This window comes from Comamonas sp. 23 (assembly GCF_049601575.1).
Classification (GTDB): domain Bacteria; phylum Pseudomonadota; class Gammaproteobacteria; order Burkholderiales; family Burkholderiaceae_C; genus Comamonas; species Comamonas squillarum.
Genome location: NZ_CP187127.1, coordinates 645,755 through 668,049 on the forward strand (window position 1 = coordinate 645,755; position 22,295 = coordinate 668,049).

The 22,295-nt window shown below is 62.0% G+C and carries 15 protein-coding genes and 2 tRNA genes; 12 read left to right on the top strand and 5 right to left on the bottom strand.

The genetic code is table 11. The annotated features are described in order from the left end of the window. Nucleotides 1-110 precede the first annotated feature (110 nt). The 8 genes from rpoB to ACPEE1_RS02890 all read left to right on the top strand — a co-directional run bounded on the left by rpoB (nucleotide 111) and on the right by ACPEE1_RS02890 (nucleotide 14,126). A complete protein-coding gene (rpoB, locus tag ACPEE1_RS02855) occupies nucleotides 111-4,223 on the top strand; it encodes a DNA-directed RNA polymerase subunit beta (RefSeq protein WP_116927794.1) in 4,113 nt (1,370 codons plus the stop codon). Between the two features lie 19 nt (nucleotides 4,224-4,242). After that, the gene (gene rpoC / locus ACPEE1_RS02860; RefSeq protein WP_116927795.1) at nucleotides 4,243-8,472 is read left to right on the top strand and encodes a DNA-directed RNA polymerase subunit beta'; all 4,230 of its coding nucleotides are present in this window, start codon (nucleotides 4,243-4,245) and stop codon (nucleotides 8,470-8,472) included. A gap of 283 nt (nucleotides 8,473-8,755) precedes the next feature. Further along, a complete protein-coding gene (gene rsmB, locus ACPEE1_RS02865) occupies nucleotides 8,756-10,165 on the top strand; it encodes a 16S rRNA (cytosine(967)-C(5))-methyltransferase RsmB (protein ID WP_182343965.1) in 1,410 nt (469 codons plus the stop codon). 10 nt (nucleotides 10,166-10,175) lie between these two features. After that, nucleotides 10,176-10,772, top strand: a complete 597-nt coding sequence (locus tag ACPEE1_RS02870) for a DUF4390 domain-containing protein (RefSeq protein WP_165841254.1) — start codon at nucleotides 10,176-10,178, stop codon at nucleotides 10,770-10,772. 20 nt (nucleotides 10,773-10,792) lie between these two features. Next, nucleotides 10,793-13,060, top strand: a complete 2,268-nt coding sequence (locus ACPEE1_RS02875) for a sensor histidine kinase (protein WP_116927808.1) — start codon at nucleotides 10,793-10,795, stop codon at nucleotides 13,058-13,060. A gap of 39 nt (nucleotides 13,061-13,099) precedes the next feature. Further along, on the top strand, nucleotides 13,100-13,792 hold the full coding sequence (locus tag ACPEE1_RS02880) for a response regulator (RefSeq protein WP_182343962.1): 693 nt from the start codon (nucleotides 13,100-13,102) through the stop codon (nucleotides 13,790-13,792). A gap of 52 nt (nucleotides 13,793-13,844) precedes the next feature. Continuing rightward, nucleotides 13,845-13,920, top strand: a tRNA-Phe gene (locus ACPEE1_RS02885). Nucleotides 13,921-14,050: 130 nt separating this feature from the next. Further along, nucleotides 14,051-14,126: transfer RNA gene (locus tag ACPEE1_RS02890), tRNA-Phe, on the top strand. A gap of 54 nt (nucleotides 14,127-14,180) precedes the next feature. On the opposite strand, the gene ACPEE1_RS02895 is transcribed toward ACPEE1_RS02890, so the two are convergent. The 3 genes from ACPEE1_RS02895 to ACPEE1_RS02905 all read right to left on the bottom strand — a co-directional run bounded on the left by ACPEE1_RS02895 (nucleotide 14,181) and on the right by ACPEE1_RS02905 (nucleotide 15,640). Then, on the bottom strand, nucleotides 14,181-14,669 hold the full coding sequence (locus ACPEE1_RS02895) for an NUDIX hydrolase (RefSeq protein ID WP_260718394.1): 489 nt from the start codon (nucleotides 14,667-14,669) through the stop codon (nucleotides 14,181-14,183). 24 nt (nucleotides 14,670-14,693) lie between these two features. Further along, complete coding sequence (locus ACPEE1_RS02900) at nucleotides 14,694-15,050, bottom strand: helix-turn-helix domain-containing protein (RefSeq protein WP_260718392.1); 357 nt, start codon at nucleotides 15,048-15,050, stop codon at nucleotides 14,694-14,696. Between the two features lie 230 nt (nucleotides 15,051-15,280). Then, nucleotides 15,281-15,640 carry a helix-turn-helix domain-containing protein gene (locus ACPEE1_RS02905; protein WP_423935135.1) on the bottom strand — a complete coding sequence of 120 codons (360 nt, stop codon included), beginning with the start codon at nucleotides 15,638-15,640 and terminating at the stop codon, nucleotides 15,281-15,283. A gap of 349 nt (nucleotides 15,641-15,989) precedes the next feature. On the opposite strand from ACPEE1_RS02905, the gene ACPEE1_RS02910 reads away from it, so the two are divergent. The 4 genes from ACPEE1_RS02910 (at nucleotide 15,990) to ACPEE1_RS02925 (ending at nucleotide 18,504) form a co-directional block, all read left to right on the top strand. Continuing rightward, a complete protein-coding gene (locus tag ACPEE1_RS02910) occupies nucleotides 15,990-16,127 on the top strand; it encodes a hypothetical protein (protein ID WP_165841255.1) in 138 nt (45 codons plus the stop codon). Nucleotides 16,128-16,303: 176 nt separating this feature from the next. Next, nucleotides 16,304-16,786, top strand: a complete 483-nt coding sequence (locus tag ACPEE1_RS02915) for a DNA-directed RNA polymerase subunit alpha C-terminal domain-containing protein (protein ID WP_423935137.1) — start codon at nucleotides 16,304-16,306, stop codon at nucleotides 16,784-16,786. 16 nt (nucleotides 16,787-16,802) lie between these two features. After that, nucleotides 16,803-17,252 carry a hypothetical protein gene (locus tag ACPEE1_RS02920; RefSeq protein ID WP_133248234.1) on the top strand — a complete coding sequence of 150 codons (450 nt, stop codon included), beginning with the start codon at nucleotides 16,803-16,805 and terminating at the stop codon, nucleotides 17,250-17,252. A 214-nt stretch (nucleotides 17,253-17,466) separates the two neighbouring features. Further along, a complete protein-coding gene (locus ACPEE1_RS02925) occupies nucleotides 17,467-18,504 on the top strand; it encodes a hypothetical protein (protein WP_423935139.1) in 1,038 nt (345 codons plus the stop codon). A 141-nt stretch (nucleotides 18,505-18,645) separates the two neighbouring features. Here the strand turns inward: ACPEE1_RS02925 and ACPEE1_RS02930 are convergent, their stop codons facing one another. Both ACPEE1_RS02930 and panC read right to left on the bottom strand, forming a co-directional pair. Continuing rightward, nucleotides 18,646-20,649, bottom strand: coding sequence for a DUF5979 domain-containing protein (locus ACPEE1_RS02930; protein ID WP_423935141.1), 2,004 nt, complete (start codon nucleotides 20,647-20,649; stop codon nucleotides 18,646-18,648). 413 nt (nucleotides 20,650-21,062) lie between these two features. After that, nucleotides 21,063-21,911 (bottom strand): pantoate--beta-alanine ligase, encoded by an 849-nt coding sequence (gene panC / locus ACPEE1_RS02935; RefSeq protein WP_260718382.1) that lies wholly within the window; start codon nucleotides 21,909-21,911, stop codon nucleotides 21,063-21,065. Nucleotides 21,912-22,295 lie beyond the last annotated feature (384 nt).

Genomic DNA, 22,295 nt, shown 5'->3' on the forward strand with positions numbered 1-22,295 from the left:
GCAATGCACCACCGTCTGCCATGGTTGGTAGTGGCCAACCCACCAAGCTGCAACCCCCTCGCGGGGGTGTCGTCGAAGACCCAGGACTCATGTCTTTGCCCGGAGATCTCATGGCCTATTCTTACACCGAACGCAAGCGAATCCGCAAAAGTTTCGGCAGCCGCGATAGCGTGCTCGAAGTGCCTTACCTGCTGCAAATGCAAAAAGATGCTTACACCGCATTTTTGCAAGCAGACTCGGCCCCCAAAAAGCGTACTGATGAAGGCTTGCAAGCTGCCTTCAACTCGGCTTTCCCCATCGTCTCGCACAACGGTTTTGTGGAGATGAAGTTTGTCGAGTACAACCTCGCCAGGCCCGCTTTCGACGTGCGCGAATGCCAGACCCGTGGTCTGACCTTCTCGTCCGCTGTGCGTGCCAAGGTGCAGTTGATTATCTATGACCGTGAATCCTCCACGCCCCAATCCAAGGTGGTCAAGGAAGTGAAGGAGCAGGAAGTCTACATGGGCGAAGTGCCCCTGATGACGGACAAAGGTTCATTCATCGTCAACGGCACCGAGCGCGTGATCGTCTCGCAGCTGCACCGCTCGCCAGGCGTGTTCTTTGAACACGACAAGGGCAAGACGCACAGCTCGGGCAAGTTGCTGTTCTCGGCTCGCATCATCCCTTACCGCGGCTCCTGGCTGGACTTCGAGTTCGACCCCAAGGACCTGCTGTTCTTCCGTGTGGACCGCCGCCGCAAGATGCCGGTGTCGATTCTGCTCAAGGCCATCGGCATGACGCCCGAGTCCATCCTGGCGACGTTCTACGAGAACGACAACTTCCGCCTGATGGACAGCGGCGCGCAAATGGAATTTGTGGCTGACCGCCTCAAGGGTGAAGTCGCGCGCTTTGACATCACCGACAAGTCGGGCAAGGTCGTCGTCGCCAAGGACAAGCGCATCACCGCGCGCCACACCCGCGAGATGGAGCAATCGGGCACCAAGTTCATCAGCGTGCCTGAAGACTTCCTGCTCGGCCGCGTCGCTGCCAAGAACATCGTTGACCCTGACACCGGTGAAATCATCGCCAAGGCCAACGAAGAGATGACCGAAGCGCTGCTCAAGAAGCTGCGCGCAGCTGGCATCCAGGATCTGGCTTGCATCTACACGAACGAGCTGAGCCACGGCGCCTACATCTCGCAGACCCTGCGCACCGATGAAACCGCTGACGAGTTCGCTGCACGCGTTGCCATCTACCGCATGATGCGCCCTGGTGAGCCTCCCACCGAGGACGCCGTGCAGGCGCTGTTCCAGCGTTTGTTCTACAACGAAGACACCTACGATCTGTCGCGTGTCGGCCGTATGAAGTTCAACGCCAAGATCGGCCGCGACACCGCGATCGGCCCCATGGTGCTGTCCAACGAAGACATCCTCGAAGTCGTGAAGATCCTGGTGGATCTGCGCAACGGCAAGGGTGAAGTCGATGACATCGACCACTTGGGCAACCGCCGCGTGCGTTGCGTGGGCGAGCTGGCCGAAAACCAGTACCGCACCGGTCTGGCACGTATCGAAAAGGCTGTGAAGGAGCGTCTGGGCCAGGCTGAGCAAGAGCCCCTGATGCCGCACGACCTGATCAACAGCAAGCCGATCTCGGCCGCCCTGAAGGAATTCTTCGGCGCCTCGCAGCTGTCGCAGTTCATGGACCAGACCAACCCCCTGGCTGAAATCACGCACAAGCGCCGTGTTTCCGCTCTGGGCCCAGGCGGTCTGACCCGCGAACGCGCAGGCTTCGAAGTGCGTGACGTGCACGTGACCCACTACGGCCGCGTCTGCCCGATCGAAACGCCTGAAGGTCCCAACATTGGTCTGATCAACTCGCTGGCTCTGTACGCGCGTCTGAACGAGTACGGTTTCATCGAAACCCCTTACCGTCGCGTGATCGATGGCAAGGTGACCGATCAGATGGACTACCTGTCGGCCATCGAAGAAGGCAAGTACGTGATCGCGCAGGCCAATGCCGAGCTCGACGCCGAAGGCCGCCTCACCGGTGACCTGGTCTCTGCCCGTGAAAACGGTGAATCGACCCTGCTGTCCGCCGAGCGCGTGCAGTACATGGACGTGTCGCCCGCACAGATCGTGTCGGTGGCTGCGTCGCTGATTCCGTTCCTCGAGCACGATGACGCGAACCGCGCATTGATGGGTGCCAACATGTCGCGCCAGGCCGTGCCTGTGCTGCGCCCTGAAAAGCCCATGGTCGGTACCGGTATCGAGCGCGTTGCAGCGGTCGACTCGGGCACCGTCGTGACGGCTACCCGTGGCGGTATCGTCGATTACGTGGACGCGACCCGTATCGTGATCCGTGTGAACGACGAAGAAGCTGTGGCCGGTGAAGTGGGTGTGGACATCTACAACCTCATCAAGTACCAGCGTTCCAACCAGAACACCAACATCCACCAGCGTCCCGTGGTTCGCCGCGGCGACAAGCTGGCCAAGGGTGACGTGATTGCCGACGGTGCATCGACCGACCTGGGCGAAATCGCCATTGGTCAGAACATGCTGATCGCCTTCATGACCTGGAACGGCTACAACTTCGAAGACTCGATCCTGATCTCCGAACGCGTGGTGGCTGAAGACCGCTACACCTCGATCCACATCGAGGAGCTGGTGGTGATGGCCCGTGACACCAAGCTGGGTGCCGAGGAAATCACACGCGACATCCCGAACCTGTCCGAGCAGCAACTCAACCGTCTGGACGAGTCCGGCATCATCTACGTGGGTGCAGAAGTGCAGCCCGGCGATGTGCTGGTGGGCAAGGTCACGCCAAAGGGCGAGACCACGCTGACCCCAGAAGAGAAGCTGCTGCGCGCCATCTTCGGTGAGAAGGCGTCCGATGTGAAGGACACCTCGCTGCGCGTGGACCAGGGCTCGCAAGGTACCGTGATCGATGTGCAGGTCTTCACCCGTGAAGGCATCACGCGCGACAAGCGCGCCCAGCAGATCATCGACGACGAACTCAAGCGTTTCCGTCTGGACCTGAACGACCAGCTGCGTATTGTGGAAGCCGATGCGTTTGACCGTATCGCCAAGCTGCTCAACGGCCGCGTGGCCAATGGCGGCCCACAAAAGCTGGCCAAGGGCACCAAGATCGACAAGGCCTATCTGGACGGCGTGGAGAAGTTCCACTGGTTCGATATCCGCCCTGCCGAAGACGACGTCGCCGCGCAGCTGGAGTCCATCAAGAACTCCATCGAGCAGCAACGCCACAACTTCGACCTGGCTTTCGAAGAAAAGCGCAAGAAGCTCACGCAAGGCGACGAGCTGCCCGCTGGCGTGCTCAAGATGGTCAAGGTCTACCTGGCCGTCAAGCGCCGTCTGCAGCCTGGCGACAAGATGGCCGGCCGTCACGGTAACAAGGGTGTGGTCTCCAAGATCGTGCCGGTGGAAGACATGCCTTTCATGGCCGATGGCACCACCGCCGACATCGTGCTGAACCCGCTGGGCGTGCCTTCGCGCATGAACATCGGTCAGGTGCTCGAAGTCCACCTGGGCTGGGCCGGCAAGGGCCTGGGCCAGCGTATCGGTGACATGCTGCAGGCCGAAGCCCGTGCCACTGAAGTGCGCTCCTTCCTCGAAGAGGTGTACAACAGCCGCGGTCGCAAGGAAGACCTCAAGCAACTGTCCGATGACCAGATCATGTTCATGGCGGAGAACCTGAAGAACGGCGTGCCTTTCGCAACGCCGGTGTTCGACGGTGCTTCCGAGCAGGAAATCAAGGACATGCTCAAGCTGGCGTACCCGGATGACATCCAGGCACGCAAGGGTCTGACCGAGCCACGCACGCAGGCCTACCTGTATGACGGCCGCACCGGTGAGCGCTTCGAGCGTCCCACCACGATCGGCTACATGCACTACCTGAAGCTGCACCACTTGGTCGATGACAAGATGCACGCCCGCTCCACCGGTCCTTACTCGCTGGTGACGCAACAACCTCTGGGCGGTAAGGCCCAGTTCGGTGGTCAGCGTTTCGGTGAAATGGAAGTGTGGGCGCTGGAAGCCTATGGCGCCGCTTATGTGCTGCAGGAAATGCTGACCGTGAAGTCCGATGACGTGGTGGGCCGTACCAAGGTGTACGAATCCATCGTCAAGGGCGAACACGCTATCGAAGCCGGCATGCCGGAGTCGTTCAATGTGCTGGTCAAGGAAATCCGTTCCCTGGGCCTGGACATCGAACTGGAACGTTCTTAATTGAAGGGGGAAAGAGTCTATGAAATCGCTACTCGACCTGTTCAAACAATTCACGCCTGATGAGCATTTCGATGCCATCAAAATCGGCCTGGCTTCGCCCGAAAAGATCCGTTCGTGGTCTTTCGGTGAAGTGAAGAAGCCCGAGACCATCAACTACCGTACCTTCAAGCCCGAGCGCGATGGTCTGTTCTGCGCCAAGATCTTTGGCCCGATCAAGGACTACGAATGCCTGTGCGGCAAGTACAAGCGCTTGAAGCACCGCGGTGTGATCTGCGAGAAGTGCGGCGTTGAAGTCACGCAGACCAAGGTGCGCCGCGAACGCATGGGTCACATCGACCTGGCCGCGCCTTGCGCCCATATCTGGTTCCTCAAGTCCCTGCCATCGCGCCTGGGTCTGGTGCTGGATATGACCCTGCGCGACATCGAACGCGTGCTGTACTTCGAAGCCTATGTGGTGACCGACCCCGGCATGACCCCGCTGAAGAAGTTCAGCATCATGTCGGAAGACGAGTACGACAAGAACGTCGAAGAGTACGGTGATGAATTCGTGGCCAAGATGGGCGCCGAAGGCATCAAGGACCTGCTCGAAGGCATCGAGATCGACTCGGAAATCGAGCGCCTGCGCAACGACCTGACCGGCTCCGAAGTCAAGGTCAAGAAGAATGCCAAGCGCCTGAAGCTGCTCGAAGCGTTCAAGAAGTCCGGCATCAAGCCCGGTTGGATGGTGATGGAAGTGCTGCCTGTGCTGCCTCCCGATCTGCGTCCGCTGGTGCCGCTGGATGGCGGCCGCTTTGCGACCTCCGACCTGAACGACCTGTACCGCCGCGTCATCAACCGTAACTCGCGTCTGCGCCGCCTGCTGGAGCTCAAGGCCCCAGAGATCATTGCCCGCAATGAAAAGCGCATGCTGCAAGAAGCGGTCGACTCGCTGCTGGACAACGGCCGCCGTGGCAAGGCCATGACCGGCGCGAACAAGCGTGCCCTCAAGTCGCTGGCCGACATGATCAAGGGTAAGAGCGGTCGTTTCCGTCAGAACTTGCTGGGTAAGCGCGTCGACTACTCCGGTCGTTCCGTGATTACCGTGGGCCCAACGCTCAAGCTGCACCAGTGCGGTCTGCCCAAGCTGATGGCGCTGGAGCTGTTCAAGCCTTTCATCTTCGCGCAGCTCGAAGCGCGTGGCATCGCCACGACCATCAAGGCCGCCAAGAAGGAAGTGGAAACCGGCACCCCCGTGGTGTGGGACATCCTGGAAGAGGTGATTCGCGAGCATCCGATCATGCTCAACCGTGCGCCTACGCTGCACCGTCTGGGTATCCAGGCGTTCGAGCCTATCCTGATCGAAGGCAAGGCCCTGCAACTGCACCCGTTGGTTTGCGCGGCATTCAACGCTGACTTCGACGGTGACCAGATGGCTGTTCACGTGCCGCTGTCGGTGGAAGCACAGATGGAAGCCCGCACCCTGATGCTGGCCTCCAACAACGTGCTGTTCCCCGCTTCGGGCGAACCCTCGATCGTTCCTTCTCAGGACGTGGTGCTGGGCCTGTACCAGGCCACCCGTGAGCGGATCAACGGCAAGGGCGAAGGCATGGTGTTCTCCGACATCGGCGAAGTGCAACGCGCACTGGATGCCGAGCAGGTCGAGCGCGCCACCAAGATCAGCGTGCGTCTGACCGAGTGGAACAAGAACAAGGCCTCGGGTGAGTTCGAGCCGACGACCAAGCTGGTGGAAACCACCGTGGGCCGCGCGCTGCTGTCCGAGATTCTGCCCAAGGGTATGCCTTTCTCTTCGATCAACAAGACGTTGAAGAAGAAGGAAATCTCCAAGCTGATCAACATCTCGTTCCGCAAGTGTGGCTTGAAGGAAACCGTGGTGTTCGCCGACAAGCTGCTGCAAAACGGCTTCCGTCTGGCAACGCGCTCCGGTATCTCGATCGCCATTGGCGACATGCTGGTGCCACCGCAAAAGGCCGAGATCATCGCCCGCTCCGAAGCGGAAGTGAAGGAAATCGAGCAGCAGTACGTCTCCGGTCTGGTGACGGCTGGCGAGCGCTACAACAAGGTGGTGGACATCTGGGGCAAGGCCGGTGACGAAGTCTCCAAGGTCATGATGGCCCAGCTGGCCAAGGAAAAGGTCATTGACCGCCATGGCAACGAAGTCGATCAGGAATCGTTCAACGCGATTTACATGATGGCCGACTCCGGCGCCCGTGGCTCGGCCGCACAGATCCGCCAGCTGGCAGGTATGCGTGGTCTGATGGCCAAGCCCGATGGCTCGATCATTGAGACGCCTATTACCGCGAACTTCCGCGAAGGCCTCAACGTGTTGCAGTACTTCATCTCCACCCACGGTGCCCGTAAGGGTCTGGCCGATACGGCGCTGAAGACGGCTAACTCCGGTTACCTGACGCGTCGTCTGGTGGACGTGACGCAGGACTTGGTGATCACCGAGCTCGACTGCGGCACGCACAACGGCACCTTGATGCGCGCTGTGGTGGAAGGCGGTGAAGTGATCGAATCGCTGCGCGACCGTATCCTCGGCCGTACCGCTGCGGACGAAGTGCTGCACCCCGAAACCCGCGCGGTGCTGGCCAAGGCCGGCGACCTGCTGGACGAAGACCTGATCGAAGATCTGGAAGCGGCTGGCGTGGACGAAGTGAAGGTGCGCACCGCACTGACCTGCGAAACCCGCTTTGGTCTGTGCGCTACCTGCTACGGCCGCGACCTGGGCCGTGGCGGCATGATCAACCTCGGCGAAGCCGTCGGTGTGATCGCTGCCCAGTCGATCGGTGAGCCTGGCACGCAGCTGACCATGCGTACGTTCCACATCGGTGGTGCGGCTTCGCGTGCGGCTGTGGCCTCCAGCGTGGAAGCCAAGTCCAACGGTATCGTGGGTTTCAACCCACAGATGCGCTATGTGACCAACAACAAGGGCGAACTGGTTGTGATTTCCCGCTCCGGCGAAATCGTGATCCAGGACGAGTACGGCCGCGAGCGCGAGCGTCACAAGATGCCTTACGGCGCTATCTTGTCGATCAAGCCTGATCAACAGATCAAGGCGGGCACCGTGCTGGCCAACTGGGATCCGCTGACCCGACCCATCATTACCGAATACGCCGGTCAGGTGAAGTTCGAGAATGTGGAAGAAGGTCTGACCGTGGCCAAGCAGGTCGACGAAGTGACCGGTCTATCCACCCTGGTGGTGATCGATCCGAAGCACCGTGGTTCTGCCAAGGTGGTGCGTCCGCAGGTCAAGCTGGCTGATGCCAACGGCCAGGAAGTCAAGATTCCTGGTACCGACCACGCGGTGACGATCGGCTTCCAGGTCGGCGCTCTGCTGCAGGTGCGTGATGGCCAGGAAGTGGGCCCCGGCGAAGTGCTGGCCCGTATTCCTATGGAAGGCCAGAAGACCCGCGACATTACCGGTGGTCTGCCACGTGTGGCCGAGCTGTTCGAAGCCCGTACGCCGAAGGACAAGGGCGCGCTGGCCGAGATGACCGGTACCGTGTCCTACGGTAAGGAAACCAAGGGCAAGGTGCGCCTGCAGATCACCGATCTGGAAGGCAAGGTCTGGGAAGAGCTGGTTCCAAAGGAACGCAACATCCTGGTGCACGAAGGCCAGGTGGTCAACAAGGGCGAGCTGATCGTCGACGGCCCAGCCGATCCGCAGGACATCCTGCGTCTGCTGGGTATCGAAGAGCTGTCGCGCTACATCGTTGACGAAGTGCAGGACGTGTACCGCTTGCAAGGCGTGAAGATCAACGACAAGCACATCGAGGTGATCGTTCGCCAGATGCTGCGCCGCGTGGTCATCGAAGCCCCAGGTGATACCTCCTACATCCAGGGTGAGCAGGTCGAGCGCTCCGAAGTGCTCAACACCAACGAAGCTGCACAGCGCGATGGCAAGATCCCAGCGGTCTACTCCAACGTGTTGCTGGGTATTACCAAGGCTTCGCTGTCGACCGACTCCTTCATCTCGGCCGCTTCCTTCCAGGAAACGACCCGCGTGCTGACCGAGGCTGCCATCATGGGCAAGCGCGACGAGCTGCGTGGCCTGAAGGAAAACGTCATCGTGGGTCGTCTGATCCCCGCTGGTACCGGTCTGGCTTACCACCAGGCACGCAAGGCCAAGGACGAGATGGACGAGGCCGAGCGCCGCGCCATCGCCGATGCAGAAGCGGCCGATCTGGCCGGTGTGTCGGAAGAAGCGGTGGCCGCTGCCGACAGCGCTGCAGACCCTGCTGCTGACTAAGCCGCCAATCCCTGACCGATACCTATCGGTCAGGTTGGGCTGAGCAAGACCCGTAATTTCGCGCCGCGGAATTACGGGTTTTTTAATGCCTGGCAGCCCGGCTGCTGACGCGCCCTGATGATGGCTCTGTGCAAAGTCCTCTGCTCCATTTCGTGTCTGAAGCAGGTCACTTTGCACAGCGTCTTTACCAGGCAGGCTCTGCACGCGCAGAGGCCTCCTGGGGCATATCGATTAGTATTCCTTTTGATCCGCAGCGGCACCCAGGCCATTGCACTCCTTCGGCATGAACCTCCCTTCCCGTCCACGACAACCCTCCCGGGCCGCCACAGCGCCCAACACCAACCAGGGCCCCAGCCTGTCCGCCCAGCTGCTGGCGGTGGCGCGCGCCTTGCAGGATGTGCGCCAGGGGCAATCTGCCCGCGCCGTGTTGGGCGGGGTAGAGCCCGCGCTGCGCGCCGGCGTGCAGGCCTTGCTGATGGATGTGCTGCGCGTGCTGGGCACCGCAGAAGCCGTGCGTGCCGAGCTGGCCCCGCGCAAGCCTGCCAGCGCGGTCGATGCCTTGCTGTGCACGGCGCTGGCCTTGCTGCTGCCCGAGGTGCCGCGCTACGACGCCTTCACCGTGGTGAACCAGGCGGTGGATGCGGCCAAGAAGCGCTCGGCCACCAAGTCGCAATCGGCCTTCATCAACGGCTGCCTGCGCAGCTTTTTGCGCGAGCGCGATGACCTGCTGCGCGCCGTGGCCCAGGAGCCGGTGGCGCAGTACAACCACCCGCAGTGGTGGCTGGGGCGCCTGCAAAAGGACTATCCGCAAGATTGGCAGGCCATTGTGGCGGCCAACAATGCGCAGGCGCCGATGGCCTTGCGCGTGAACCTGCAGCGCTGCAGCCGCGCCGATTACCTGGCGCTGCTGGATGAAGCGGGCATCGAGGCCGTGGTGGGCGTGGGCGAGGCCGGCCTGGTGCTGACGCGCGGCGTGCCGGTGGACCAGCTGCCGCAGTTTGCGCAGGGCTGGGTCTCGGTGCAGGACAGCGCCGCCCAGATGGCCGCGCCGCTGCTGCTCGATGGCTTGCAGCCGCACGATGGCCGCGCGCTGCATGTGCTCGATGCCTGCGCCGCGCCCGGCGGCAAGACCGCGCATCTGTTGGAAGCCGCCACGCCCCAGCGCCCCATCGACATGGTGGCGCTGGAGATCGATGCCAAGCGCGCCGAACGCATTGGCGATACCTTGGCGCGGCTGTCACTGCAGGCCGATGTGGTGGTGGCCAGCGGCAGCGAAGTGGCCAGCTGGCTGCCGGCGGTGCAAGCGCGCCACGGGTTGCAGCAATTTGATGCAATTTTGTTGGATGCGCCTTGCTCGGCCTCGGGCATCGTGCGCCGCCAGCCCGATGTGCGCTGGCTGCGCCGCGCCACCGACATCGCGCAGCTCGCCGCCATCCAGCGCCAGCTGCTCGAAGCCCTGTGGCCCCTGGTCGTGCCCGGCGGCCGGCTGCTGTACTGCACCTGCTCGGTCTTCCATGAAGAGGGCGAGGGCCAGGTGGCGCAGTTCCTCCGCCGCCACGCCGATGCCCAACGCCTGCCTGCGCCAGGGCATTTGTTGCCACAGTTGCGCGAGGCCGGTCACAATAGCCTGGGCAGCCTGGCGCGCGACCATGACGGTTTTTACTACGCGCTGCTGCACAAGCCGCTTCGTTGAGCCCGTCCGTATGCGATTGATCCACCATTTCCTCCTTGCGCTGATGCTGTGCTGTGCCGCAGCGGCACCGGCCATGGCGTCGGAGAATGAGAAAAAGGTCGAGCTGCAGCTGGTGCGCAATGCCGACGGTGCCTTTGCCACGGTGGCGCTGCAGTTTGCGCTGCCCGACCAGATCGAAGATGCCCTCAACAAAGGCGTGGCGCTGTACTTTGTGCAGGAGGCCGAGGTCATCTCCGAGCGCTGGTACTGGCGCGACAAGACCGTCAAGAAAACCGCCCGCTACCTGCGCGTGAGTTACCAGCCGCTGACCCGGCGCTGGCGCCTGCATGTCTCGAGCATGCCGCTGACCGACGCCGGCGCGGTGACCTCGCTGGGCCAGAGCTTTGACAGCCTCGAAGAAGTGATGCTCGTGGTCAAGCGCGTGCGCAACTGGAAGATCGCCAGCGCCGATGAGCTCGCAAGCGATGTGGACTACCTGGTCAAGTTCAGCTTCCGGCTCGACAGCAGCCAGCTGCCGCGCATCTTCCAGTTCGCGCCGTTCAGCAATGGCGGCCTGAACCTGCAGCTCAGAAGCCAGCTGCCGCTGCCCGAGGCGAGCGCGCCGTGAAAATCGAAAAGTCATCGTCGATGCGCGTGGCCTACACGCCCAGCCGTGCGCGCTGGTCGGTGATCGTTGGCCTGTCGGCGATGATCGGCATCGGCCTGGTGCTGCTCTTCCTGCTGTCTTTCGCCACCAACAACCGCGTGCTGTACGAGCGCTATTACGGCGTGCTGCTGGGCGTGAACATCGGCGTGGCCTGTGTGCTGAGCATGGTGGTGCTGTGGGGCGTAGTCATCCTGGTGCGGCGCCTTGTGGCTCGGCGCTTTGGCAGCAAGCTGCTGCTCAAGCTGGCTGCCACCTTTGCGCTGGTGGGCGTGCTGCCCGGCGTGGTGATCTATTTCGTCTCCTACCAGTTCGTCTCGCGCTCGATCGAGAGCTGGTTCGATGTCAAGGTCGAAGGCGCGCTGGACGCCGGGGTCAACCTCGCGCGCATCACGCTCGACACCACCTCCACGGCGATGGCCGAGCGCACCCGCACCGCCAGCAGCCAGCTGTCCCAGATATCGGATGCCGCATCGGGCCTCGTGCTCGAGCGCATCAAGGACCAGCTCGGCGCCGATGATGTGGTGCTGTGGTCGGCCAGCTCCCAGGCCATTGCCAGCACCGGCCAGTCGCGCTTTGTGCTCAACCCCGACAAGCCCTCGGCCGCGTTGCTGCGCACCGCCACCCAGCAGCAGCGCGCCTATCAGATCGATGGCCTCGAAGAGGTGGCCGACATCAACGGCGCCATCACCGGCGACCCGTCCAAGGTGCGCGTCAAAACCCTGGTGCAGGTCGCCAATGGCGATGTGGGGGTGATCCCCGACGGCCGCTTTTTGCAGGCCACCATGCCGCTGCCAGCGGCCTTGGTGGTCAACGCCCTCAAGGTGCAGGAGGCCAACCGCGAGTACCAGGAACGCGCGCTGGCGCGCGACGGCCTGCGCCGCATGTACATCGGCACGCTCACCTTGAGTCTGTTCCTGGCCGTTTTCGGCGCCGTGGTGCTGGCCGCCTTGCTGGGCAACCAGCTGGTGCGCCCGCTTTTGGTGCTGGCCGAAGGCGTGCGCGAGGTGGCATCGGGCAATCTGCGACCCAAACCGGTGCTGCCCAGCAAGGACGAGTTAAGCGGCCTGACCCGCTCGTTTGCCGAGATGACCCAGCAGCTGCTCGACGCGCGCCGTGCGGTCGAGCGCGGCATGCGCCAGACCGATGAGGCGCGGCAGAGCCTGCAGACCATTCTGGACAACCTTACCGCCGGCGTCATCGTGCTTGATGCCCAGGGCGTCATCCACTCCAGCAACCCCGGGGCCACCCGCATTCTGCGTGCGCCGCTGGCCGCCTTTGAAGGCCGCCCGCTGCGCGATCTGCCCGGCCTGCAGGCCTTTGCGCAAGAGGTGGACCGGCAGTTTGCCCGCCTGCACGATGTCACCGACGAGCACTACCTGGACCACTGGCAGCAGCCCTATGAGCTCCATGGCGACAGCCAGCTGCCCAACCAGAACAGCATCAACCTGGTGGCGCGCGGGGCCACCTTGCCCGACAACCGCCGCCTGCTGGTGTTTGACGACATCTCCGAAATCGTCTCGGCGCAGCGCGCCCAGGCCTGGGGCGAGGTGGCCAGGCGCCTGGCCCATGAGATCAAGAACCCGCTCACACCGATCCAGCTGTCGGCCGAGCGGCTGGAGATCAAGCTGGGCAACAAGCTCGAAGGCCAGGACCAGGCGATTTTGAAAAAGTCTGTCACCACCATCGTCGACCAGGTCGATGCGATGAAGCGCCTGGTCAACGAGTTCCGCGACTACGCCCGCCTGCCGGCCGCCGAGCTGCAGTCCATCGACCTCAATGCGCTGGTGATGGACGTGCTGCATTTATATGGCGCGGAAAATGCTGTCGTACCGGTGGAGGCGGAGCTGGACAGTGCGGCTCCACGTATCATGGGCGATGCGCAGCAGTTGCGGCAGGTCATCCATAACTTGCTGCAAAATGCGCAGGATGCAACGCAACAGGCCTGGGTGGGCAAGGAGGCATCAGCACCGGCGGTGCGGATCTCCACCCGGTTCAGTGGCAACAGCAAACGCGTGCGTTTGACAATTGCTGACTGCGGTTGCGGTTTTCCAGAACATATATTACAAAAGGCATTTGAGCCCTACGTGACGACCAAGCCCCGAGGTACCGGCCTGGGCCTGGCCGTCGTCAAAAAAATTGCGGACGAGCATGGCGCTCGCGTAGAAATCTCTAATCGAGTCGAGGGGGAAAAAATCTTAGGTGCCCAAGTGTCGTTATCATTCTCTATCGAAAAAGAGTTGATGATTTGAAATAACTCTCACACCTGCTGCACTGGATTTTCAAAAAATATGGCAAATATTCTGGTTGTCGATGACGAATTGGGAATTCGGGATCTCCTGTCGGAGATCTTGAACGATGAAGGCCACAGCGTGGACGTTGCGGAGAACGCCACACAGGCGCGCTTGGCCCGCAACGAAAGCGGCTACGACCTGGTGCTGCTCGACATCTGGATGCCCGACACCGATGGTGTGTCGCTGCTCAAAGAGTGGTCGATGACCGGCCTGCTCACGATGCCCGTGATCATGATGAGTGGCCACGCCACCATTGATACCGCCGTCGAAGCAACGCGCATTGGCGCGTTCTCTTTTTTGGAAAAGCCCATCACGATGCAAAAGCTGCTCAAGGCAGTAGAGCAGGGCTTGCAGCGCAATGTGCCCGCGCCCGCCGCAGCCCCGGCGGCTGCCGTACCGGGCAAGGTGGTGCCAACTTTCACCCCCACAGGCTACAGCGCCCCGGTGGTTGCCACCGTGGCCACCGCAGCTGCAGCGGACGCCGCGCCCAATGCCCACCAGGGCTTTGATCTGGACCGGCCGCTGCGCGAGGCACGGGACGGCTTCGAGAAGGCCTACTTCGAATTTCACCTGGCGCGCGAAGGCGGCTCGATGACCCGCGTGGCCGAGAAGACCGGCCTGGAGCGCACCCACCTCTACCGCAAGCTGCGTCAGCTGGGCGTGGACCTGAGCCGCAATAAAAAGAACTGATTTCAGTTTTTTGAAAAAGCGCCCTTTTTTTCGGGCTATAATTCAACTCGTGGGCCCGGTAGCTCAGTTGGTAGAGCAGCGGATTGAAAATCCGCGTGTCCGTGGTTCGATTCCGCGCCAGGCCACCACAAAACAACAAGCCTCTGCACCAGTGATGGTGCAGAGGCTTTCTTGTATCTGCACATGCATCGCATGTGCAGCAATTCCCCCAAATTTCCGAACGGGCGCGCGGCGCAGGCTATAATGCTAGCTTGTGTTGGCCCGGTAGCTCAGTTGGTAGAGCAGCGGATTGAAAATCCGCGTGTCCGTGGTTCGATTCCGCGCCAGGCCACCAAACGCATTCCCAAGCCCATCCTCTGTGATGGGCTTTTGTGCGTCTGGTGCGGGCTCAGCGGCTGGGCGGCGCCGTGCCGGCAGCTCGGTCAAGCAGCACTTGCTTGAGCCCTGCCGGGTAGAGCGCCGGGCCGCCCGGGGCATCGAGCGCCGCCAGGTCAAACCAGCGCGCTGTGCACAGGGTGCCGCTGTCTTCGTGAAAGCAGATGTGGTCCAGGTGCGCAAAGGGCGCTGCATCAAACACGACATTGGCGATAAACAGCACCTCGTGGCCTACCGCCCCGTGGTGCGTGTAGAGGTTCTCCATCACGATGGGTGGTCCCTGGACTTGCGCTTCCACGCCCAGCTCTTCCAGGAACTCGCGTTGCAGCGCTGCCTGCCAGCGCTCGCCAAACTCCACGCCGCCGCCAAGGGGGCGCACCCCTGTCAGGCGGCCCGCATCATCCATGACCTCGGTCGCCAGCAATTGGCCATTGCGCCAGTGCAGGCCAAGGGCTTTGACTTTGATGTGCTGGGGTGGGCGCCATGGGGTGGTTGCCGTCATGCTTGCTTCTATAAAAGTAGGTTGTTAGTGGTGGCCGCTGCGTGCGCGCATACGCTCACACAGTTGCTGTATGACTCCGGTCACCAGCGCGTGGTCGGCTGGCTCCAACTCAGCAAGCCATTCACTGATCTGCATGGCTTGCTGATCAGGGGTGGCTGCGCGTTCGCTGACCAGGTCACTGATATGCACCTGCAGCGCTGCCGCGAGGCTCTCTAGCGTTTGCAGCGAGGGCGTTGATTTTCCGCATTCGAGGCGGTCAATGGCCTCGGGCTCGACCTGCAGGCGGTATGCCAAATCTGCTTGCGACCAGTTGCGTGATTGTCTGAGTTCTGCAATGCGATTTCCAACTCGCTTGGTGATGGACTCTCTCTTTTTCGCCATATTCGTTCAACTCCCATTCGCCCCACCTTCAAGCGCAAGAAGAGAAGGGGGCAGGGCACGAGTTTCAGGAGTTCTTCAAATGCTGTCGTCACGAAATACGTGACAACAAACAGGCGCGTTGATGGCACAGTCCGGTGGAGTCAATGGGCGCTGCGTTCTGCTGCCGGACTAAGGTTTTTGTCTACTGTGCGATGCGAGGGTGCCGCGATGTCGATGATGGATACGCCCTCTCAACCACCAGGTGAACGCAGCCGCTCACAAAGCTGCTGCACGATACCGGTCACAAAGGCGCGGTCGGCCGGTTCCAGCTCGGAGAGCCAGGCGCTGATCCGCATGGCCTGGTCATCGGGGGCGGTGGAGCTGTGGGCGAGCAGATCGGCGATGCCCACGCGCAGTACCGAGGCAAGGCTTTCGAGCGTATGCAGTGAGGGCACGGAGGCCCCGCGTTCAAAGCGGCTGATGGTCTCGGGCTCCACCTGCAGGCGCTCTGCCAGTTGCGCCTGCGTCCATTGGCGCGACTTGCGCAGCTGGGCAATGCGCTGGCCCAGCAGTTGGGCCAGGGGCTTCTCGGCAAGCTTCTTATTGATCATATCTGTCTAGTTCAAATCCAACAGTTATGGTTGTGTGCCGGTGTGGAATGGGCCAGAATGCAATATGTGGAATCCAATGTAATTTCGCTATATATGGTGCGGCCGCCGGGCGCTGCCATGCGGCGATGCAGACCCGGATCCATGGCATCCGAGCATTCACACCACCCAATGAAAGGAAGTCAGCGCCATGCAGCAGGTCCGGCCGCAGAAGCGACATAGCCCAGCCGCCGATGGGAGGGCAGGCAGCGACGGTGCGATACAGACCGGCACCACCGCGGCAAGGCCTGCTCCCGGCGTGGCGGCGGCCCCCGTGCGCCGCCGGTGGGGCGCGATACAGATAGGCATTTGCGTGCTGTTCTTTGTGGAAGGTCTGTGGGGCCTGTACCTGGTGGGCTGGCCGGCGCTGAGCCTGTGCGTTCTGGGGGCGATGTACATGGCCAAGGTGGCCAGGCGCCATGGGGCGCCGCAAGGCAGCGGTAAGCGCTAAGCCCTCCACGCCCTCCGAATGAGGCGGTTGTTGGCACTGGGCATCACCAACCACAGCGATGGCGGCAGGAAAAAAGGCATGCGGACATGCTGCTCTGTGTATAAGACATGTCAACAAATCTAATTTCAGTGGCGCCTGTAATATTTTGCAAGGCCAAAGGGATACGATGGTTACAGATGACTACATCACCATCCCCACCGCCTGACCGGCCTGATAAGCCGCTCCAGGATCTTCTGCCGCCAGATCTATGGAAGCTGCTGGCCAGGCACGACATCACCACGCTGGCCCAGGTCGACGCACTGTATCCGGCCAAGCTGCTGAAAATCCACTACCTGGGGCCGGTGCGTTTTCGGCAGATCGAGGCGCTGCTTTTTCCGGGGCGGCGCTATGAGGTGCCTGTGCTGGCACCGATCGAGACAGAAGATCTGGATGGGACCTCGCTAGAAGGCCTGGTGTCCCGGCGCGTATTGATCACCCTGCGCCGGCATGGCATCAAGACCGTGCAGCAGCTGGTCGCCGCCTATCCCCGGCGCCTGGTGGAGATAACGGGCTTTGGTATCAAGGCGCTGCGCGAAGTGGAGGCCACGTTTTTTGATGGGCAGCGCTTTGAGCCGATGAAATCAAGAAAAACCATAAGTAACACAATTAAGCAAAGATGATTATGATTTCATAAATATGGCAAATGGTTCAGAGATCCACCCCTCCACTTCACTAGACGGGAAGCTGCCTGCGCCATTGGTACGGATTCTGGTGCACCACGGCATCGATAGCGTCGAGGCGGTGCGCAAGGCCTACCCGCTGGGGCTGCTCGCGATCAAGGGCATTGGTCTGCTGCGGCTGCGCAAGATCGAAAAGGCCTTTTTGCCTGGCCAGTCCTATGTTCCCATGCACTCGAGGCCCAAGCTGCCCTTTGTCTCCGGCTCTTGCCTCAATGGCTCGCTGCCCGTGGCCATTGTCCGGGCACTGGCGCGCGGTGACATCACCACCCCCGAGCAACTGCGCCAGGCCTACCCGCATGAACTGCTCAAGATCCGCTCGCTGGGCGAGGGCTCGCTGCGCGAGATTGAACGGGTCTACTTCCCAGGCCAGCGCTACGTGCCGCCAGGCAACGGAAAAATCCGCTAATCGGGCGGTTGTCCATGTTGTCCTATCCGTAGCTAGGTGCATCGGATTTGGTTATGCGGTGCCAGGGGTGCCGCAGGCGCCGCCCGTAATATTCACGGAAGACTTTCAAAATATTTCGCCCGCCACCAGCGGGGATATTCTGACGGATTATGTGGGTGTAACGGGCCAAACCTATACGGCCGCTCCGTCTTGGCTCACAGGCTGCAACGGGCTGATGTCCTCGGCAGACCAGCCGGTTGCGGGAGCGGATGGCCAGACGGCCAGCTGTGGCACCCAGGAGGCCTGGAATGTCACCCAGCAGTTGGCACAGGCGCTTGGCGCCTTCAAGGGCCAGGCCGCCCCCGCGACCAATTTCGCCGTGTCGGCCTATACCTCCAACAATCCTGGCGCGGGCAATGTGGAGTTTGAAACGGCGACGCCCCTGACGCTGCCGATCCCCAGCCGCTTTATCGCCGTGGGTATCGATGTGGCTGCCGCCAACTGCTACCGGGCCCCCGCGCCGCAGTTGCAGTTTGCTTTGCTCGATGAAGGCACCCCAGTTGCTGCCGGTGGTCAGATCAATGGATGTGGCGGCACGTTGCAGGACATGCCAGCGCTGGGCGCTGCTGGCGCCGCGACGGCGGGGCAAGGTGCACGGGTGGGCACCAATACCAGTGGCGGTGTACTGGTCAACAGCGCCTCGGTCGGCATCCGCATGACCAATGCCAATGGCAGTGGCGGCGGTAATGACCATGCCTTTGACAATATCCAGTTGCTGGACGTCAGCCCGACCCTGGACAAATCGTTCAGCCCGGCGACCCAGCCAGTAGGCGGCGTGAGCGTGCTGACCTTCACGGTCACCAATACGACGGAGCTGGGCGCCAAGGCCGGCTGGTCGTTTACCGACAACCTGCCTGCAGGCCTGGTGGTAGCGCCCACACCTGCAACTGCTACGACCTGCCCCAGCGGCGTCGTGACGGCAGCAGCCGGTGCCACCAGCATCGATGTGACCGGCAATCTGGCCGATGCGATGGAGTCCTGCACGGTGTCCGTCAACGTCACATCTGCCACTGCTGGCGCCTATGCCAATGGGCCTGACAACATTGAATCGGCGGGCTTGAACCCACCGCAGGTGTCCACCGTGACCTTCACTGCGCCCAGCACGCCATCCACCCCAACACCGGTTCCCGCCAATGCACCTTGGGGCGTGCTGCTGCTGTCGGCCTTGGTCGCAGGCTTTGCCAGCCTGCGCGCCGCTCGCAACCGCGCCTGATCTGGCGCGCTGCGACAGCGCAGCACCGGGTTGGGTCCCGCCACCAAGGCACAAGGCCTGGGTTCAGCACCATGCCGAACCCAGGCCTTTTTTTGATAGTGGGGCGCTGTACCACTGTCAGTGGCACGCGCTGCCATCATCTCAGCGGCGTTGCGCGCGTCGCAGCACCAGCATGCCCATCAGCGCCATCGCCACGGCCATCAGCAGCAGCTTGATGGTGTCCAGCGCAGGCACTGCAGCGGGCACAGCAGGCGCCGTGCGCACCAGCGTGTTGACGAAGGAGGCCGTGTTGCCATTGGCTGCGGTGACCAGCGTCACTGGCGCGGGCAGGCTGGTGCTCCAGGTGTAGCCTGCTGGCGCCTCGGGCATGGTGGGCGCTTCGCTCACGGTGCAGCTGGCGCCCTGGGGCACGTTGGTGATGGCGATGGCGCCTGCGTTGCTGCCGCTCAAGCCCACCGCCGTAGTAAAGCTGCCGTCTGCACCGCAGTTGGCGCTAAAGCTGAAGCTGCCGCTGATGCCCGCTGCCGGGCCGCCGGCCACGGTCTTGCTGATCGTGATATCAGTGTTGGCGCGTGCCAAGGTGTTGACCAGCTGCGCGCTATTGGCCGCTGGGGGCGCTGCCATCGTGACGGAGACGCTGGGCGCAGGGTCTTCCACCCAGAGATGGTTGGCGGGCGGCGTGGGGCGCGTGCCCTCGGTCACCACGCAGCTGCCGCTGGCGATCACCGGCGTGATGGAGACGCTGCCGGTGGTGGCCGTGTCCAGCGTGATCGAGGTGTTGATCGCTGGCGCGACCACGCCATCGCTGCCGGTGCAGACCACCGAGACCGGGAAGCTGCTGCCCGTCAGATCCACGGGCGTGACGTTGGCGGGCCAGACCACCTGCTTGGAGATGGCAAGCTGCGCGGCATGGCAGGCGAGTGTTGCGGTGGCTGGCGTATTGACCTGGCCGGTGGGCGAGACAAAGTCGGTACCCGGCGTGATGGTGTTGGTCACCGATGGGGTGCTGATGCATGCCTGGCGGCCGGCATCGGTGTTGGGCCATTGCACGGGCACGGTGATGGTGCAACCGCCGGAAGGGATGGTAAAGCCGTTGTTGCTGATGACGCTGGAATCCACGGCAGCACTGAGGTTGCCTGCTGTGCAGGTGTTGCCCACCGCGCCTGCAGCCACTACCAAAGGCGCGGGTAGGTTGTCGGTCAGGTTAACGTTGGTGATGGGGTTGGGTGTGCCGTTGGACAAGGTGATGGTCAGCAGCGTGTTGTTATCGCTGCCGCCCAGATAGACATCCGCCCTGTCAAAGCTCTTGCTGACCTTGGGCAGGCCGCAGGCACCGGTCTCGGAGGTGGCGGCGCTCAGGAAGGCAGGAGCGATTTTTCCTTGGTTGGCAGCCCATGGCGCAGCGTCAAATAACGAGATGTCGACCACGGCAAACACGCAAGCGCCTCGGCCTGCATTGGACTGGGCTGTCGGAATCAGCAGGCCATAGACGTTGTCCCATGGCGCAGATCCTGTCGGTGGGAGAGCGCCCCCGGGTACATACAGTGCATTGTTGGCAGGTACGTTATTGATATAGGTGTAGTAGCCCCCTTGCAAAGGGTTCAGCGCTGCAAAAGAGCTTGCATAGGGCGAGTTGGTGTTCAGTGAGAAGGCTTGAAATCCATTGACCGTGGCGCCCAAGGTAAAACTTGCCTGGGCACCGGCGTTTAGCGTAGCCACCATCCTTCTCGCATTGCCGCTATTTTGTCCCTCACAGCATCCATCGACAAAGAACACTATGGAATTGGCCCAGCGGTTGGCGACTGCATTTTGCAGAACGGCCCAATTGGTATCGTCGATCGAGCGGTAGGTGCCAGCGACAATCACGATGTCGTAAGGGCCAGGAGCATCGGTGAACGTGGTCGCCGAGATCGCATTGGCATTGCCCAGCACGGACATTCGAGTGAGGTCACTGGTGCTGGCGAGTTGGGAAGAGAACTCGTTTTGCAGGTTGGTATATGCGCGGATTGCATCATCCTGCTCTGCATTGGGCCCTGCAATATTGGTCGTTAGCAGCAACACCTTTTGCGCCAGGGCATGCTTCGCGCCGAAGCTCAACAAAAAAGCTGCCAGCAGCAGCCTGAAAAACATCAATGGATTGGTCATGTCTCTTCCCATGGAATCTGCTCAGCCACAAAACGCAGCACATAGCCTCATCCAGCAATGTAACTAGTAGATGCTATATGTATCAATATGAATCATAAACCAGGCGTGTAATGGCCGATGCAGGCACTCGACAAAGCCATGCATGGACCTTCAATCCAGGTAATGTATTGATTAATTAAATGGGAATGTACTGTCTATTGATGATTGGGCGTGTATGTTTTTGCCCGACTGCAGCGCGAATGCAGCAAACAATTGTCAGCCCAGAGGCAGCCTTCACTGCCGCCTGTGTGCTTTCTTGATTGCTATCAAAAGTGGAGCGTTTTAAGGTTGGGTGCGCCCATCACACTCTGGCTGCCCAGACCCCGGCCGGGCTGCTGGCCCATGGGCCACAGCGATGGGGCTGGCGCAGCGCCTTAAAACTCCAGGTTATCGATCAGCCGCGTGCTGCCCAGGCGTGCCGCGCCCAGCGCCACCAGCGGCGCGCTGGCCAGCTCGCCTTCGGCGGGCGCCAGCAGGTTGTGGCGCTGGCGCACGGTCAGGTAATCGGGCTCCCAGCCCAGGGCCCGCAACGACTGCATGGCCTGGGTTTCGAGCTCCGGCAGGTTGGCGGGCGCGTTGCGGGCGGCAGCGGCCAGCGCCTTCAATGCTTGGGACAGGGCCATGGCCTGCTGGCGCTCGGCCGCGCTCAGGTAGCCATTGCGCGAGCTCAGCGCCAGGCCGTCGTCGGCGCGCGCGGTGGGGCAGCCGATGATCTCGATGGGCAGCGCAAACTGCGCCACCATGCGGCGGATGACCATCAGCTGCTGGTAGTCCTTCCAGCCAAAAATGGCCGCGCCCCCGCCGGTGCTGGCAAATACGCAGCTGAACAGCTTCATCACGACGGTGCAGACCCCGGTGAAAAAGCCGGGGCGGAACTCGCCTTCCAGAATGTCGGCCAGTGCTGGGTCGGGCTGCACCTTGAACAGCTGGGGCTCGGGGTACAGGTCCTTCTCGCGCGGGGCAAACAGGATGTCGCAGCCGGCCGCCTGCAACTGGGCGCAGTCGCCCTCCCAGGTGCGGGGGTAGCTGTCGAAATCCTCGGTCGGCAGGAACTGCAGGCGGTTGACGAAGATGCTGGCCACCGTCACCGCGCCATGGCGTTTGGCCTCATGCACCAGCGAGATATGGCCTGCATGCAGATTGCCCATGGTGGGCACAAAGGCGGGCCGGCCGCGCTCGGCCAGGGCTTGTCGGAGTTCTGCGATGGTATGGGTGACTTGCATGGTGGGCATGGGCGTTGCCAGCGGTGGTGCAGGGAGCGCAGAGCATAGCAGCACGCCGATGGGCTTTGTATAGGGCTATTAGAACCTGTTCAAAGTCTCTACGCAGCCGCGTTGGAGTGCAATCGGGATGAGTTCGAAGGGATGGAACGCAGCTTGCACCGGGGTGCAAGCCAGGGCCAGCGCGCAGAAATCGCCCGATTTCACTCCAACCCTTAGGGGGACAGTGGCTTTGCGCTGCCCGGGAAGGGGCGCCCGGCGAGGGCCGCCCGGGCAGGGGCGGTCTGCGTCGTTGCAAATCCTCGCAATAGCTGGGCTATTGCTGCGGTATTGCGCGGCTGGGCGCCCCCCCCCCCCCCCCCTCGCATCCCATCCCGCAAAGACACT

What these genes read in the sequence shown, in the direction of transcription:
- rpoB (WP_116927794.1), top strand. Translation starts at nt 111, where the DNA reads ATGGCCTATTCTTACACCGAACGCAAGCGAATCCGCAAAAGTTTCGGC.
- rpoC (WP_116927795.1), top strand. Translation starts at nt 4,243, where the DNA reads ATGAAATCGCTACTCGACCTGTTCAAACAATTCACGCCTGATGAGCAT.
- rsmB (WP_182343965.1), top strand. Translation starts at nt 8,756, where the DNA reads ATGAACCTCCCTTCCCGTCCACGACAACCCTCCCGGGCCGCCACAGCG.
- ACPEE1_RS02870 (WP_165841254.1), top strand. Translation starts at nt 10,176, where the DNA reads ATGCGATTGATCCACCATTTCCTCCTTGCGCTGATGCTGTGCTGTGCC.
- ACPEE1_RS02875 (WP_116927808.1), top strand. Translation starts at nt 10,793, where the DNA reads ATGCGCGTGGCCTACACGCCCAGCCGTGCGCGCTGGTCGGTGATCGTT.
- ACPEE1_RS02880 (WP_182343962.1), top strand. Translation starts at nt 13,100, where the DNA reads ATGGCAAATATTCTGGTTGTCGATGACGAATTGGGAATTCGGGATCTC.
- ACPEE1_RS02895 (WP_260718394.1), bottom strand. Translation starts at nt 14,669, where the DNA reads ATGACGGCAACCACCCCATGGCGCCCACCCCAGCACATCAAAGTCAAA.
- ACPEE1_RS02900 (WP_260718392.1), bottom strand. Translation starts at nt 15,050, where the DNA reads ATGGCGAAAAAGAGAGAGTCCATCACCAAGCGAGTTGGAAATCGCATT.
- ACPEE1_RS02905 (WP_423935135.1), bottom strand. Translation starts at nt 15,640, where the DNA reads ATGATCAATAAGAAGCTTGCCGAGAAGCCCCTGGCCCAACTGCTGGGC.
- ACPEE1_RS02915 (WP_423935137.1), top strand. Translation starts at nt 16,304, where the DNA reads ATGACTACATCACCATCCCCACCGCCTGACCGGCCTGATAAGCCGCTC.
- ACPEE1_RS02920 (WP_133248234.1), top strand. Translation starts at nt 16,803, where the DNA reads ATGGCAAATGGTTCAGAGATCCACCCCTCCACTTCACTAGACGGGAAG.
- ACPEE1_RS02925 (WP_423935139.1), top strand. Translation starts at nt 17,467, where the DNA reads ATGTCCTCGGCAGACCAGCCGGTTGCGGGAGCGGATGGCCAGACGGCC.
- ACPEE1_RS02930 (WP_423935141.1), bottom strand. Translation starts at nt 20,649, where the DNA reads ATGACCAATCCATTGATGTTTTTCAGGCTGCTGCTGGCAGCTTTTTTG.
- panC (WP_260718382.1), bottom strand. Translation starts at nt 21,911, where the DNA reads ATGCAAGTCACCCATACCATCGCAGAACTCCGACAAGCCCTGGCCGAG.